Source organism: Pseudomonas sp. GW458-11-26-14-LB4 (genome assembly GCF_059423925.1).
Genome location: NZ_JBWKYU010000004.1, coordinates 269,904 through 284,349, shown reverse-complemented (window position 1 = coordinate 284,349; position 14,446 = coordinate 269,904). Strand labels below are relative to the sequence as shown.

Genomic DNA, 14,446 nt, shown 5'->3' with positions numbered 1-14,446 from the left:
AGTAATCGTGTCGACGCAGTTGCCCCCTCGCCCAAACATGGCGGGGAGGTCTTTTCAGTGTTCAAAAGGCCGTTCAAGTAAAAAGGAAAACCGCAGCGATGGCGTACTACCGCACTCCTCATGACGTTACCGCTCTGCCTGCCTGGCAAGCGTTGAAAGATCACCGCCAAGCCATGCAGGATTTCAGCATGCGCGAAGCCTTCAACGCCGATCCGCAGCGCTTCAATCAGTTCACTCTCAGCAGCTGCGGACTGTTTCTCGACTATTCGAAGAATCTGATCAACGCCGAGACCCGCAACCTGCTGGTGGGTCTGGCCAATGAAGTCGATCTCAAGGGCGCGATCAAGGCGCTGTTCGACGGCGAAATCGTCAACTCCTCCGAAGGCCGCCCGGCGCTGCACACCGCCCTGCGTCGCCCGGTCGGCGACAAGCTGTCGGTCAACGGCGTCAACGTGATGCCTGAAGTACACAAGGTGCTGAACCAGATCACCGATCTCGTGGGCCGCATCCACGACGGTCTGTGGCGCGGTTACACCGAGAAGCCGATCACTGACGTTGTGAACATCGGCATCGGCGGCTCGTTCCTCGGCCCCGAGCTGGTCTCCGAAGCCCTGCTGTCCTACGCCCAGAAAGGCGTGCGTTGCCATTACCTGGCGAACATCGACGGCAGCGAGTTCCACGAGCTGACGCAAAAACTACGCGCCGAGACCACGCTGTTCATCGTTTCGTCGAAATCGTTCAACACCCTAGAAACCCTGAAAAATGCCCAGGCCGCACGCGCCTGGTACCTGGCCCAGGGTGGTTCGGAAGCCGAGCTGTATCGCCACTTCATCGCCGTATCGAGCAACAACGCGGCAGCCGTGGCCTTTGGTATCCGCGAAGAAAACATCTTCCCGATGTGGGACTGGGTCGGCGGTCGTTACTCGCTGTGGTCGGCCATCGGCCTGCCGATCGCGCTGGCCATCGGCATGTCCAACTTCAAAGAACTGCTGTCCGGTGCCTACACCATGGACCAGCATTTCCAGAGCGCGCCATTCGAACAGAACATGCCGGTGCTGCTGGCCCTGCTCGGTGTGTGGTACGGCAACTTCTGGGGCGCGCAAAGCCACGCGATCCTGCCGTACGACCACTACCTGCGTAACATCACCAAGCACTTGCAACAGCTGGACATGGAATCCAACGGCAAGAGCGTGCGTCAGGACGGCACGCCGGTGTCGACCGACACTGGCCCGGTGATCTGGGGCGGCGTCGGTTGCAACGGTCAGCACGCTTATCACCAGTTGCTGCACCAAGGGACCCAACTGATCCCGGCCGACTTCATCGTGCCGATCGTCAGCTTCAACCCGGTTTCCGACCACCATCAGTGGCTGTACGCCAACTGCCTGTCGCAGAGCCAGGCGCTGATGCTCGGCAAGACCCTGCCGGAAGCCGAAGCGGAACTGCGCGACAAGGGCATGAGCGAAGATCAGGTGCAGAAACTCGCACCGCACAAGGTGATCCCGGGCAACCGTCCGAGCAACACCCTGGTGGTAGAACGCATCAGCCCGCGTCGTCTCGGTGCATTGGTGGCGATGTACGAACACAAAGTCTTCGTGCAAAGCGTGGTCTGGGGCATCAACGCCTTCGACCAGTGGGGCGTGGAACTGGGCAAGGAACTGGGCAAGGGCGTCTACAACCGTCTGGTCGGCAGCGAAGAAACCGCCGCTGAAGACGCGTCCACCCAGGGCCTGATCAACTACTTCCGCGGCCGTCACCGCGGCTGATCCAGCCCTGAACACACCCCCTTGCCATGAGGGGGTGTTTGTTCACAGGTATTGAACCCTCACCGCTCTCGGCGCATCTTTATCCTTGTCGCACAACAAGAATAAGGAACCGTCATGTTCGATATCAGCACGTTCCCCAAAGCCGATGCCGTCCGCCGGGCTGCACAGTTGAGTCAGGACGACTACCAGCGCCTGTACCGCGAATCCATTGAACACCCCAGCACCTTCTGGGCCGAACAGGCCACCCGCTTCCTCGACTGGAGCACGCCGTGGCAGACCGTCCAGCGCTATGACCTGAAGACCGGCGACGCCGCCTGGTTTGCCGGTGGCAAGCTGAACGTCAGCTACAACTGCATCGACCGCCATCTGGAAACGCGCGGCGATCAGACTGCCATCCTCTGGGAAGGCGACGACCCTGCCGAATCGACGCAAATCACCTACAGCAAACTCCATCACCACGTCTGCCGCCTGGCCAACGTGCTGAAAAGCCGTGGCGTGAAAAAAGGCGACCGGGTGTGCATCTACATGCCGATGATCCCCGAAGCGGCCTACGCCATGCTCGCCTGCGCGCGGATCGGCGCGATTCACTCGGTAGTGTTTGGCGGCTTCTCTCCGGATTCCCTGCGCGACCGCATTCTCGACGCCGACTGCCGCACCGTGATCACCGCCGACGAGGGCGTGCGCGGTGGCAAATTCGTGCCACTGAAACAGAATGTCGACAAGGCCCTGCAGAGTTGCCCGAATGTCAGCACCGTCGTGGTGGTCGAGCGTACCCAGAACAAAGTCGACTGGGTCGAAGGCCGCGACCTCTGGTATCACCAGGCCGTGCGCGACGTCAGCGACGATTGCCCGCCGGAACCGATGGACGCCGAAGACCCGCTGTTCATCCTCTACACCTCCGGCAGCACCGGCAAACCCAAGGGCGTGCTGCACACCACCGGCGGTTACCTGCTGCAAGCGGCGATGACCTTCAAGTACGTCCTCGACTACCGCGATGGCGAAGTGTTCTGGTGCACCGCCGACGTCGGCTGGGTCACCGGCCACAGCTATATCGTCTACGGCCCGCTGGCCAACGGCGCCACCACGCTGATTTTCGAGGGCGTGCCGAGCTACCCGAGCACTTCGCGTTTCTGGCAGGTGATCGACAAACACAAGGTCAACATCTTCTACACCGCCCCCACCGCCCTGCGCGCACTGATGCGTGAAGGCGCCGGGCCCTTGCAGGAAACTTCGCGACAAAGCCTCAGATTGCTCGGCAGTGTCGGTGAGCCGATCAACCCGGAAGCGTGGGAATGGTATTTCAACGTCGTAGGCGAACAGCGCTGCCCGATAGTCGATACGTGGTGGCAGACCGAAACCGGCGGCATCATGCTCAGCCCGCTGGTCAGCGCCCAACGGATCAAACCGGGTTGCGCCACCCAGCCAATGTTCGGCGTGCAACCGGTGCTGCTCGATGAGCACGGCAAGGAAATCAAGGGCGCCGGCAGTGGCGTACTGGCGATCAAGTCGAGCTGGCCGGCCCAGATCCGCAGCGTCTACGGCGATCCGCAGCGCATGGTCGACACCTACTTCAAGCCCTACCCCGGTTACTACTTCACCGGCGACGGCGCCCGCAGGGACGAGGACGGCGATTACTGGATCACCGGGCGCATAGATGACGTGATCAATGTCTCCGGCCATCGCATCGGCACCGCCGAGGTAGAGAGTGCGCTGGTGCTGCACGACAGCATCGCCGAGGCCGCCGTGGTCGGTTATCCCCACGACGTCAAAGGTCAGGGGATTTATGCATTCGTCACACCGATGAACGGCACCGAGCCCAACGATGAGCTGAAGAAAGAACTGCTGGCCCACGTCAGCAAGGAAATCGGCAGCTTCGCCAAACCGGACCTGATCCAGTGGGCCCCAGCCCTGCCGAAAACCCGCTCGGGCAAGATCATGCGGCGGATCCTGCGCAAGATCGCCTGCAACGAACTCGACAGCCTTGGCGACACTTCGACTCTGGCGGATCCGAGCGTGGTGCAGGGCTTGATCGATAAACGCCTGAACCAGTAAGGCCGCAAAAGCATCGCGAGCAGGCTCGCTCCCACAAGGACTTATGATCGTCTGTGGGAGCGAGCCTGCTCGCGATGGGAACCCCTCGATTGCCTGCCAAACTGCTAAACTCCCGCGCCCCGATTCCCTCCAGCAAGGCGCCCGCATGTCTTCCTTGAACCTGGCGCTGCGCGCCGCCCTCGACCAACGCCAGGATCTGCTCGCCGAGCTGCACCGCCAGGGCACCGACTGCTATCGGCTGTTCCACGGCAGCCAGGAGGGTGCCGGCGGCCTGACCATCGACCGCTACGGCCCGCAACTGATGGTGCAAAGTTTCCACCAGACCCTGGCACGCGAAGACCTGCTGCAACTGCACACCATGGTCAACCAGACTCTGGGCCTTGAAACCCTGCTGGTCTACAACGACCGCTCCCGTGGCAACTCGCGAATCGACCGTGAAGACAGCGTCTACCGCGCCGACGACGCCGCGCTGGCCGATCTGGTCGGCCACGAATGGGGCCTGAATTATCGTGTGCGCGGACGCCATGCCGGACAGGATCCGCTGCTGTTCCTCGACCTGCGCAACACCCGCGGCTGGGTCAAGGATCACGCCAAGGGCAAAAGCGTGCTCAACCTGTTTGCCTACACCTGCGGCGTCGGCCTCAGCGCAGCAGCAGGCGGTGCACGTGAGGTGTGCAACCTGGATTTCGCCGAGGGCAATCTGGCGGTGGGGCGCGAGAACGGTCAGCTCAATCCGCAACTGCCGACCATGGAATTCATCCAGTCCGACTACTTCCCGGCGATCCGCCAACTCGCCGGCCTGCCGATCAGTCAGCGTCGCGGGCAGAAACTGCCGAGCTATCAGCGCCTGGAACAGCGCCAGTACGATCTGGTGCTCCTCGACCCGCCCGCGTGGGCCAAGAGCGCGTTCGGCACCGTCGACCTGCTGCGCGATTATCAAAGCCTGCTCAAGCCGGCCCTGCTGACCACCGCCGAAAATGGTGTGCTGATCTGCTGCAACAATCTGGCGAAAGTCAGCATGGACGACTGGCGCGAACAAGTGCTGCGCTGCGCCGAAAAAGCCGGGCGGCCGGTGCGTGAATGGAGCGTGATGACTCCGGGCCAGGACTTCCCGTCGATGGATCAACAACCGCCGTTGAAGACGCTGATTCTGCAGCTCTGATCTTTACCCCTGCAGGAGCAGCCTTCGGAAGCTCCAACAGAAATTGCAGACAAATCTGAACAATCCTGTCTCGTGCGATGTACTTCGGAACCGGAATCGCGTGCCATACTCCAAGGCACTCCGATTCAGACAGATGAAGCCGCACATGCCCAAAGGATTGATTCGCGCGATTGGCGCCCTGTTGACTGCCCTGGCCCTCTACAGCCTGCTGGGGTTCCTGATTTTGCCGGGCATTGCGCTCAGGGTGGTGAATCAGCAACTGGCCAACTACGCCACGGTGCCGGCGCATCTGCAGCGCATCGAACTCAACCCGTTCAGCCTTGAACTCACACTGTGGGGCCTGGTGATCGGCGAGCCGGGCAAGGAACAGGTCGGCTTCGAACGTCTGTACGCCAACCTGCAACTCGACAGTCTGTGGACCAAAGCCCTGCATCTGTCCGACATCGAACTGGAAAAATCCAAAACCGAGATCCTGTTCGCCAAGGATGGTCAGCTCAACCTGCTCGGCCTGTTCAAGCTCCCCGCCAGCGAGCCCACCCCGGCCGATCCCGACGCCAAACCGTTTCCGCTGCGCATCGACCGCATCCAGCTGGCCGGCGGCAACCTGCATTTCGTGGATGCGCGCCCCAGCGAACCGATCGAATTTCTCTACGACAAGCTCGACTTCGAGCTGAAAAACCTCAGCACACTGCCCGAAGACAACGCCGACATGACCCTCGTCGCGATCGGCCCGGCCGGTGGGCAGATCGACTGGAAAGGCAACTTCAGCCTGATCCCGATCGCTTCCGAAGGCACCCTCAAGATCACCGATGGCAAGATGAAAGCCTTCTGGCCTTACGTGCGCGACGCCGTGCCACTGGTGCTGGAAGAGGGTGTCGTCAGCCTGAGCACCGACTACAAGCTCAACCTGTCCAAGGAAACCGAACTGCTGCTGAGCAACGTCGCGGTCAACATCGCGCCGTTCGCGATCAAGGCGCCGGACGGACGTCAGCTGGCGAAACTCGAGCGCCTCGACGTCAGCGACACCACGGTGGACCTGGCCAAGCAGCAAGTGGTGGTCGGCAAGATCCGCAGTCAGAAACTGGAAACCTGGGCGGCGCTGGAAGCGGACGGCCAACTGGACTGGCAAAAACTGTTCGCCAGCCAGCCATCGAAACCCGCTGCCAAAGCTGCAGCGGAGCCGAAAAGCACCCCGGCGGCCGCCGACTCGCCGAAACCTGAACCGACCGCGCCGAGCAAACCGTGGCAAGTGTTGATCAAGGACGTGCAACTGCGTGACTACAAAGTGCATCTGGCCGACCGTTCGGCGAAGCCGGAAGTCACCCTGGACGTCACCCCGCTGAACGTCGATCTGCAAAACTTCGACAGCCTCAACGGCTCGCCTTTCAACCTCAAACTCGATACCGGTCTGGGCAAGCAAGGCAAGATCAGCGCCGACGGCGTGGTCAATCTGGCCCCGGTCAGCGCGCAGCTCAACGTGAAAACCCAGGACATCGACCTGCGGGTCGCGCAGTCCTACATCAACCCGTTCATTCGTCTCGAACTGCGCAGCGGCATGCTCGGCAGCGACCTGAAAGTGAACCTGAAAAGCACTGACCCGCTGGCCCTCAGCGTCACCGGTCGTGCTCAGGTCGATCAGTTGCACACCCTCGACACCCTGAAAACCCGCGACTTCCTCAAATGGCAGCAGGTGGTGGTCGAAGGCCTGAACTATCAGCACGGCGACAGCCTGTCGATCGACAGGGTCAACCTGTTCCAGCCGTATGCGCGGTTCATGATCAACGATGATCGCACCACCAACATTGACGACCTGCTCATTCCGCAGCCGGCCGATTCCGGGGCGAAGACCGCCGCGGCGAAACCGGCGAGCAATGACAAACCGCTGGGTATTCACATCGGCGGCATCGCGATCAACGACGGCTCGGCCAACTTCGCCGACTTCAGCCTGACCCCCAACTTCGCCACCGCGATCCAGCAGCTCAACGGCCAGATCGGCACCATCGACAGCCGTCAGGCGAAACCGGCCAGCGTCGACATCAAGGGCAAGGTCGACCGCTATGCGCCGGTGACCATCAAGGGCGCGGTCAACCCGTTCGACCCGATGGCCAGTCTCGACATCGCCACCAGTTTCAAACGCGTCGAACTGACCACCCTGACTCCCTACTCCGGCAAGTTCGCCGGCTACCGGATCCGCAAGGGCCGGCTCAACCTCGATTTGCATTACCTGATCACCAAAGGCCAGCTCAAGGCCGAGAACAAAGTGGTGGTCGAGCAGCTGCAACTGGGTGAGAAAGTCGACAGCCCGGACGCCGTGAGCCTGCCGTTGAAATTGGCGATCGCCCTGCTCAAGGATGTCGACGGCAAGATCTCCATCGAGCTGCCGGTGACCGGCGACCTGAACAACCCGCAATTCAGCGTGATGCCGATTGTCTGGCAGACCCTGCGCAACCTGATCGTCAAGGCTGCCGCCGCGCCGTTCAAGCTGATTGGCGGTCTGGTCAGCGGTGGTGGTTCCGAAGACCTCGGCACCGTGTCCTTCGCGCCGGGTTCCAGCGACCTGAGCAAAGACGCCGAAGCGGCGCTGGTGAAGCTGTCGCAAGCGCTGAAGGAGCGTCCGGCCCTGCGCCTGGAAATCGAAGGCACCGCGGCAAAAAGCAGCGACGGTCCGTTGCTCGCAGAACAGCGCCTGGAACGTGAATACCAGTACAACTACTACAAGATGCTCCAGCGCCGGGGCGACAAGGTGCCGGCTCAGGCTTCGCTGATTCAGGTACCGGATAACGAAAAAGGCCCGCTGCTTGAGGGCATCTATCGCACCCGTCTGAAAACCCAGCCACCGGCCGAATGGAAGGATCTGGGCAAGGAAGAACGCACGGCGAAAATGCGTGCCGACGTGATCAAGTTCTGGAGCTCCAGCGACGTGCTGTTGCGCCAGCTCGGTCAGGACCGTGCAAGCAGCATCAAGGACTACCTGGTGGATAAAGGCCAACTGGCCGACGATCGCGTGTACTTCATCGACGCCAATCTCGGCGAAGCGGAGAGCGACGGGCGAGTGGTGACGCAAATGCATCTGGATGCCGAGTGATGAACCGAAACTGGCTGGCTGCAATGGGGCTGGCATTGATCGCCAGCCAGGCTGCGGCGTCCGATACCCTGCGCTGCGGCAGCCAACTCGTCAGCCTTGGCGACCGCGCCAGCGAGGTGCTGCAAAAATGTGGTGAGCCGGTTGGTCGCGATCTGCTCGGTTACAAACGCAGCGCCAACCGTCGTGAAGAGTTTCAGGTCGAGGAATGGACCTACGGCCCGAGCAACGGCATGTATCAATACCTGCGCTTTGAAGGCAATCGCCTGAAGCAGATCAACAGCAAACGCGGCAATTGACCTTCCCCGCCTTTTCCGGCCCCTGAATAGAACAGGCCCCGACACATGTGCCGGGGCCTGTAATGGCCACATTCCGTGTGGCCGGTCGCATGAACTCTAAAGTGCGGCAGACGTATTGCTCGGCCCGCCTGTCGCGTCTTCTCCCGGTTCAGGCGAGAAGTCTTGCCTTACTCGGCTTTCAGGCCGTCAGCGGAGACCGCTTTCACGCCTTTGATTTTCTTGGTGATGTTCACTGCGGTGGTTTTCTGAGCCTCGGTGATAGCGACGTCAGAAGACAGGGAAACCACACCTTTGTTGGTTTCGACTTTGATGTCGGTACCAGGAATGCCTTTTTCGGTTACCAGGTCGCTTTTGACTTTGGTAGTGATCCAGGTATCGGAAGTAGCTTCTTTAGCCTTGGTGACTTCACCGGCAGCCAAAGTCATTGGAGCCTGAGTGGTCTGGGTCGATTGAGCAAATGCACCGGAAGCCATGGTCAGGGTCAGCGCGGTAGCAGCAGCGGCAGTGATAGCGAACTTCTTCATACGAGTAACTCCTGTTTTTCTGGAAAGTCTGCTGCGTGTCTTGTCAGCAGGGTTACCGTAGATATTGCGAACGTTGTGCCAACTTTTAAAATCTTAATAATCCCTTATAAATCAACAACTTAAAAACTATGAATATTTTCGGAATCATGCAAATTGCATGACCGGTGAAATATTTACATGCAAGTTGCGGCTTTTCGAAAAGTTCCTAAAGCACTGAAATTATTGAACCTTTTGCCAGGTAGTCGACATAACGAAAATGCCCCGCAGAGCGGGGCATCGTTCGGACTTCCAAATGGATCAGGTACCGCTTGCTGTACAGCCTTTAGGGGAGTAGTCCGGCGCAACGGTCGTTGCACACGACCAGCCGTTGGCAGCGGTTCGTGTGAGCGTGATGGTTTTGCCCACCACCGGTGCCGGCGCATTGGCCAGCGTACAAACGATGGTGCCCGCTCCATCTGCAGCTGTCCCCGAGGCGGTCAGTGCACAGTTGGAGGTGGTAGTGCCCGCATCGCCTTTAACGGCAGCCAGCGTGGGGTTCGTCCCTTGATTGATGATGTCTTCGAACGGCACTTTCATCGCCGAGATTTCGGCCAGCCCCGCCGTCACCTTCGACCGCGCCTGATATTTGGAGTACTGCGGCAGCGCCACAGTCGCGAGAATACCGATGATCGCCACAACGATCAGCAGCTCGATCAGAGTGAAACCTTGTTGTTTCTTCATAGACACGCTCCATGCATGAGTCGGAATCTCATGATCTGAACAGGAATCAGCACAGCCCGTGCCAAGCGCTCGCAGCCCCGGCCTGCTGGGCGTGAACCGGACATCGTGCCGATTCCTACAGCCCGTAACCGCACTATCTGACACTTTTTGTCACCTGCACCCCGGGTGTTTGGCGCTGTCACTTGACTAGGCTATAAGTCATGAACGGCAAGCACGTGGAAACCCCATGAATGACATCGCTCTGAGCGGTCTGGCCAAACAACTGGTCCAGGCCGAATTGCTCACGGAAAAGAGTGCCCAGCAGGCCTGGCAGCAGGCGCAGCGCAATCGCCTGTCGCTGGTCAGTTACCTGGTGCAGAACAAACTGGTGAAGAGCTGGCAGGTCGCCGAAATAGCCTCGGAGCATTTCGGCATGGCATTTCTCGACCTCAACTGTCTCGACAAGGAAACCCAGCCCAAGGGCCTGGTCAGTGAAAAACTGGTGCGCCAGCACCACGCCCTGCCCCTCTGGCGGCGCGGCAACAAACTGTTCGTGGGGATTTCCGACCCGAGCAATCACCAGGCGATCAATGACATTCAGTTCAGCACCGGGCTGAGCACCGAAGCCATTCTGGTCGAAGACGACAAACTCACCGACGCCATTGAAAAATTCTTCGACACCCACGCCACCGGCCTGGAGGAGATGGCCGATGTCGACCTCGACGGGCTGGACATCGAGTCGGCCGACGACAGCAGACAGGACACCCTCGGCGGAATCGACGCCGACGACGCTCCGGTGGTGCGCTTCGTGCACAAGATGCTGCTGGACGCGATCAAGAGCGGCTCGTCCGACCTGCACTTCGAGCCTTACGAAAAGAACTACCGGGTGCGGGTGCGCACCGACGGCATTCTGCGGGAGGTGGCCAAGCCGCCGATTCAGCTCGCCGGGCGCATTGCCGCGCGCCTGAAGGTCATGGCCAGCCTCGACATTTCAGAACGGCGCAAACCCCAGGACGGGCGGATCAAGATGCGTCTGTCGAAGAGCAAGTCGATCGATTTTCGGGTCAACACCCTGCCCACGCTCTGGGGCGAGAAAGTGGTGATGCGGATCCTCGACCCCTCCAGCGCCCAGATCGGCATCGATGCCCTCGGCTACGAGCCGGAACAGAAAGACCTGTACATGGCCGCCCTCAAGCAGCCCCAAGGCATGATTCTGGTAACCGGCCCCACGGGGTCCGGCAAAACCGTGTCGCTGTACACCGGGCTGAACATCCTCAATACCGTCGACATCAACATCTCCACCGCCGAAGATCCGGTGGAGATCAACATGGAAGGCATCAACCAGGTCAACGTCAATCCACGCCAAGGGTTGGACTTTGCCCAGGCCCTGCGCTCGTTCCTGCGTCAGGACCCGGACGTGATCATGGTCGGCGAGATCCGCGACCTCGAAACCGCCGAAATCGCGATCAAGGCCGCCCAGACCGGTCACCTCGTGCTGTCCACCCTGCACACCAACAGCGCAGCAGAGACCCTCACCCGCCTGCACAACATGGGCATCCCCGGCTTCAACATCGCGACCTCGGTGAGCCTGATCATTGCCCAGCGTCTGGCGCGAAAACTCTGCAGCCACTGCAAGAAACCCATCGAGATCCCCCGCGAAACCCTGATCAAGGAAGGTTTCCCCGAGGAACGCATCGGCCATTTCACGATCTATGAGCCCGCCGGTTGCGATCACTGCAACGGCGGGTACAAGGGTCGCGTGGGGATTTATGAAGTGGTGAAGAACACCCCCGAACTGCAACGGCTGATCATGGCCGAGGGCAACTCACTGGAAATCGATACCCAGATGCGCCGGGACGGCTTCAACGACCTGCGCACCTCGGGCCTGATCAAGGCCATGCAAGGCATCACCAGCCTTGAAGAAATCAACCGGGTCACCAAGGACTGAACATGGCGGTCAAGGCAGCGAAAATCAGCATCTACGCCTGGGAAGGTACGGACCGCAAAGGCAGCAAGGTGACCGGCGAGTTGAGTGGCCAGAACCCCGCACTGGTCAAGGCCCAGTTGCGCAAGCAAGGCATCAACCCCGGGAAGGTGCGCAAGAAATCCGCCTCGTTGCTGAGCTTCGGCAAGCGCATCAAGGCCCAGGACATTGCCCTGTTCACCCGGCAAATGGCGACCATGATGAAGGCCGGCGTACCGCTGTTGCAGTCGTTCGACATCATTGGCGAAGGCTTCGAGAACCCGGCCATGCGCAAACTGGTCGACGAGGTGAAACAGGAAGTCGCCGCCGGCAACAGCTTCGCCGCCGCGCTGCGCAAGAAGCCTCAGTATTTTGACGAGTTGTACTGCAACCTGGTGGATGCCGGTGAACAGTCCGGCGCGCTCGACACCCTGCTGGAACGGGTCGCGACCTATAAGGAAAAGAGCGAAAGCCTCAAGGCCAAGATCAAGAAGGCCATGACCTACCCGTCGGCCGTGGTGCTGGTGGCGGCGGTGGTTACCGGGATTCTGCTGGTCAAGGTGGTGCCGCAGTTTCAGTCGGTGTTCTCTGGCTTCGGTGCCGAACTGCCAGCCTTTACGTTGATGGTGATCAGCCTGTCCGAATTCATGCAGCAATGGTGGTGGGCGATTCTTGGTCTGCTGGTGGCCGGTTTTTTCGGCACCCGCCATGCCCTGAAAAAATCCCAGGCCATGCGCGACCGGCGTGACGCCTGGTTTCTCAAGCTGCCGCTGGTGGGCACGCTGATGTACAAGTCCGCAGTGGCGCGGTTCGCCCGGACCCTGTCGACCACCTTCGCAGCCGGCGTGCCGTTGGTTGAAGCGCTGGACTCGGTGGCCGGGGCCACCGGCAACGTGGTGTTCAAGCGCGCCGTGCTGCGTATCCGTCAGGACGTTTCCACCGGCATGCAGCTGAATTTCTCGATGCGCTCCACCGGCATCTTCCCGAACATGGCGGTGCAGATGACCGCCATCGGCGAAGAGTCCGGCGCACTGGACGAGATGCTCGACAAGGTCGCGGGTTTCTACGAGGACGAAGTGGACAACATGGTCGACAACCTCACCAGCCTGATGGAGCCGTTCATCATGGTGGTGCTCGGGGTGATCGTCGGCGGTCTGGTGGTGGCGATGTACCTGCCGATCTTCCAACTCGGCTCAGCGATCTGACATGCCTATCGACGAACTCTTCAGTCTCTATCCACTGGCCTTTGTCTTCACCGCCCTGCTGCTGGGGCTGGTGGTCGGCAGTTTCCTCAATGTGTTGATCTGGCGCCTGCCGAAAATGCTCGAGCGTGAATGGCGCCAGCAGGCTCACGATGTTTTGGGGCTGCCCGTTGAAGCGCCGTTGCCCACTTACAACCTGATGCTGCCGCACTCGCAATGCCCGCACTGTGGCCACCGGATCCGCGCGTGGGAAAACATTCCGGTGTTGAGTTACGTGTTCCTGCGCGGGCGCTGCTCAAGTTGCAGCGCCCCGATCAGCAAGCGCTACCCGCTCACCGAACTGGTCTGCGGCCTGCTCTCGGCATTCATTGCCTGGCACCTGGGTTTCGGCTGGCCGGCGTGCCTGCTGATCGTGCTGACCTGGGGCCTGTTGGCCATGAGCCTGATCGACACCGAGCATCAGTTACTGCCCGACGTGCTGGTGCTGCCGCTGCTGTGGCTGGGGCTGATCGTCAACAGCTTCGAGCTGTTCGTAACGCTGCACGACGCCCTGTGGGGCGCGGTGCTGGGTTATATGGCGCTGTGGTCGGTGTTCTGGCTGTTCAAGCTGATCACCGGCAAGGACGGCATCGGTCACGGCGATTTCAAGCTGCTGGCGCTGCTTGGGGCCTGGGGCGGCTGGCAGATTTTGCCGCTGACCATCCTCTTGTCCTCGCTGGTGGGTGCCGTGCTAGGGGTGATTTTGCTCAAGCTGCGGGACCAGAAAACCTCGACGCCGATTCCCTTCGGCCCGTATCTGGCAATTGCCGGCTGGATTGCCTTGCTCTGGGGTGGTCAAATAACCGGCTTCTATTGGCAGTTTGTCGGTTTGAAATGAATACCCCTGTGGAAAAACCCTGGATTCTCGGCCTGACCGGCGGCATCGGCAGCGGCAAAAGCGCTGCCGCCCAGCACTTCATCGATCTTGGCATCCACGTGGTGGACGCCGACCACGCGGCGCGCTGGGTGGTCGAACCGGGCCGTCCGGCGCTGGCGAAGATCGCCGAACACTTCGGCCCCGATGTGTTGCAGGCCGACGGCACGCTGGATCGTGCGGCCCTGCGCAAACTTATCTTTGAGGTGCCGGAGCAACGGCGCTGGCTCGAAGCGCTGCTGCATCCGCTGATCGCCGAGGAAATCGCCCATCATCTGGCGCTGGCACAATCGCCTTACGCGATTCTGGTCTCGCCGCTGCTCATCGAATCAGGGCAATACGCGATGACTCAGCGAATCCTGGTGATCGACGCCCCGCAACAACTGCAGATCGAACGCACCTTGCAGCGTGACCAGACCAGCGAACAGCAGGTTCAGGCGATCCTCAAGGCCCAGTCCAGCCGCGAAGACCGCGTCAGCCGTGCCGACGACGTGGTGGTCAACGATCGCGACCTCGCCTGGCTGCACAGCGAGGTCGAGCGCCTGCATCACTTTTACCTGACTTTATCCGGAGGCCAATCATGAGCCAGACCCCAACCGTCAACTGCCCGACTTGCGGCGCGCCCGTGGAATTCACCCCGGAAAACAAATACCGTCCGTTCTGCTCGGACCGCTGCAAACTGATCGACCTCGGCGCCTGGGCGTCGGAAGAGCACAAGATTCCGGTGGCCCCGGATGCCGAGGACGAACTGTTTTCCGGCGATTTCGACCCGCGTCACTGATCCCGC

At 60.7% G+C, this 14,446-nt stretch carries 12 protein-coding genes; 10 read left to right on the top strand and 2 right to left on the bottom strand.

The features are described from left to right. The first annotated feature begins 98 nt into the window (after window positions 1–98). From pgi to AC07XZ_RS08035, 5 genes are all read left to right on the top strand, one after another. A complete protein-coding gene (pgi, locus tag AC07XZ_RS08055; RefSeq protein ID WP_011335972.1) occupies window positions 99–1,763 on the top strand; it encodes a glucose-6-phosphate isomerase in 1,665 nt (554 codons plus the stop codon). A gap of 114 nt (window positions 1,764–1,877) precedes the next feature. Beyond that, complete coding sequence (acs, locus tag AC07XZ_RS08050; protein WP_102686301.1) at window positions 1,878–3,815, top strand: acetate--CoA ligase; 1,938 nt, start codon at window positions 1,878–1,880, stop codon at window positions 3,813–3,815. Between the two features lie 145 nt (window positions 3,816–3,960). Further along, window positions 3,961–4,977, top strand: a complete 1,017-nt coding sequence (locus AC07XZ_RS08045; RefSeq protein WP_102686302.1) for a class I SAM-dependent rRNA methyltransferase — start codon at window positions 3,961–3,963, stop codon at window positions 4,975–4,977. Window positions 4,978–5,110: 133 nt separating this feature from the next. Continuing rightward, window positions 5,111–8,062: a DUF748 domain-containing protein gene (locus tag AC07XZ_RS08040; protein WP_102686303.1), complete on the top strand. Its 2,952-nt coding sequence runs from the start codon at window positions 5,111–5,113 to the stop codon at window positions 8,060–8,062. Continuing rightward, window positions 8,062–8,358: a DUF2845 domain-containing protein gene (locus tag AC07XZ_RS08035; RefSeq protein ID WP_102686304.1), complete on the top strand. Its 297-nt coding sequence runs from the start codon at window positions 8,062–8,064 to the stop codon at window positions 8,356–8,358. Before AC07XZ_RS08040 ends, AC07XZ_RS08035 begins: the two co-directional genes overlap by 1 nt. A 167-nt stretch (window positions 8,359–8,525) precedes the next feature. Here AC07XZ_RS08035 and AC07XZ_RS08030 read toward each other — a convergent pair whose 3' ends face one another. Both AC07XZ_RS08030 and AC07XZ_RS08025 read right to left on the bottom strand, forming a co-directional pair. Next, window positions 8,526–8,882 carry a BON domain-containing protein gene (locus AC07XZ_RS08030; RefSeq protein WP_011335977.1) on the bottom strand — a complete coding sequence of 119 codons (357 nt, stop codon included), beginning with the start codon at window positions 8,880–8,882 and terminating at the stop codon, window positions 8,526–8,528. Window positions 8,883–9,179: 297 nt separating this feature from the next. Continuing rightward, window positions 9,180–9,602, bottom strand: a complete 423-nt coding sequence (locus AC07XZ_RS08025; protein ID WP_085747737.1) for a pilin — start codon at window positions 9,600–9,602, stop codon at window positions 9,180–9,182. Between the two features lie 226 nt (window positions 9,603–9,828). Here AC07XZ_RS08025 and pilB point away from each other — a divergent pair, with 226 nt between their 5' ends. From pilB to yacG, 5 genes are read left to right on the top strand one after another with little or no spacing between them, the layout of a single operon-like run. Further along, entirely contained in the window at window positions 9,829–11,529 is a 1,701-nt protein-coding gene (pilB, locus tag AC07XZ_RS08020; protein WP_085747736.1) for a type IV-A pilus assembly ATPase PilB, read from the top strand. 2 nt (window positions 11,530–11,531) lie between these two features. After that, complete coding sequence (locus AC07XZ_RS08015; protein WP_085747735.1) at window positions 11,532–12,749, top strand: type II secretion system F family protein; 1,218 nt, start codon at window positions 11,532–11,534, stop codon at window positions 12,747–12,749. A gap of 1 nt (window position 12,750) precedes the next feature. Then, the gene (locus AC07XZ_RS08010) at window positions 12,751–13,623 is read left to right on the top strand and encodes a prepilin peptidase (protein WP_102686305.1); all 873 of its coding nucleotides are present in this window, start codon (window positions 12,751–12,753) and stop codon (window positions 13,621–13,623) included. Then, the gene (coaE, locus tag AC07XZ_RS08005; protein ID WP_007959586.1) at window positions 13,620–14,243 is read left to right on the top strand and encodes a dephospho-CoA kinase; all 624 of its coding nucleotides are present in this window, start codon (window positions 13,620–13,622) and stop codon (window positions 14,241–14,243) included. The genes AC07XZ_RS08010 and coaE overlap by 4 nt, the downstream gene beginning before the upstream one ends. After that, on the top strand, window positions 14,240–14,440 hold the full coding sequence (gene yacG, locus AC07XZ_RS08000) for a DNA gyrase inhibitor YacG (protein WP_011335983.1): 201 nt from the start codon (window positions 14,240–14,242) through the stop codon (window positions 14,438–14,440). The genes coaE and yacG overlap by 4 nt, the downstream gene beginning before the upstream one ends. Window positions 14,441–14,446 lie beyond the last annotated feature (6 nt).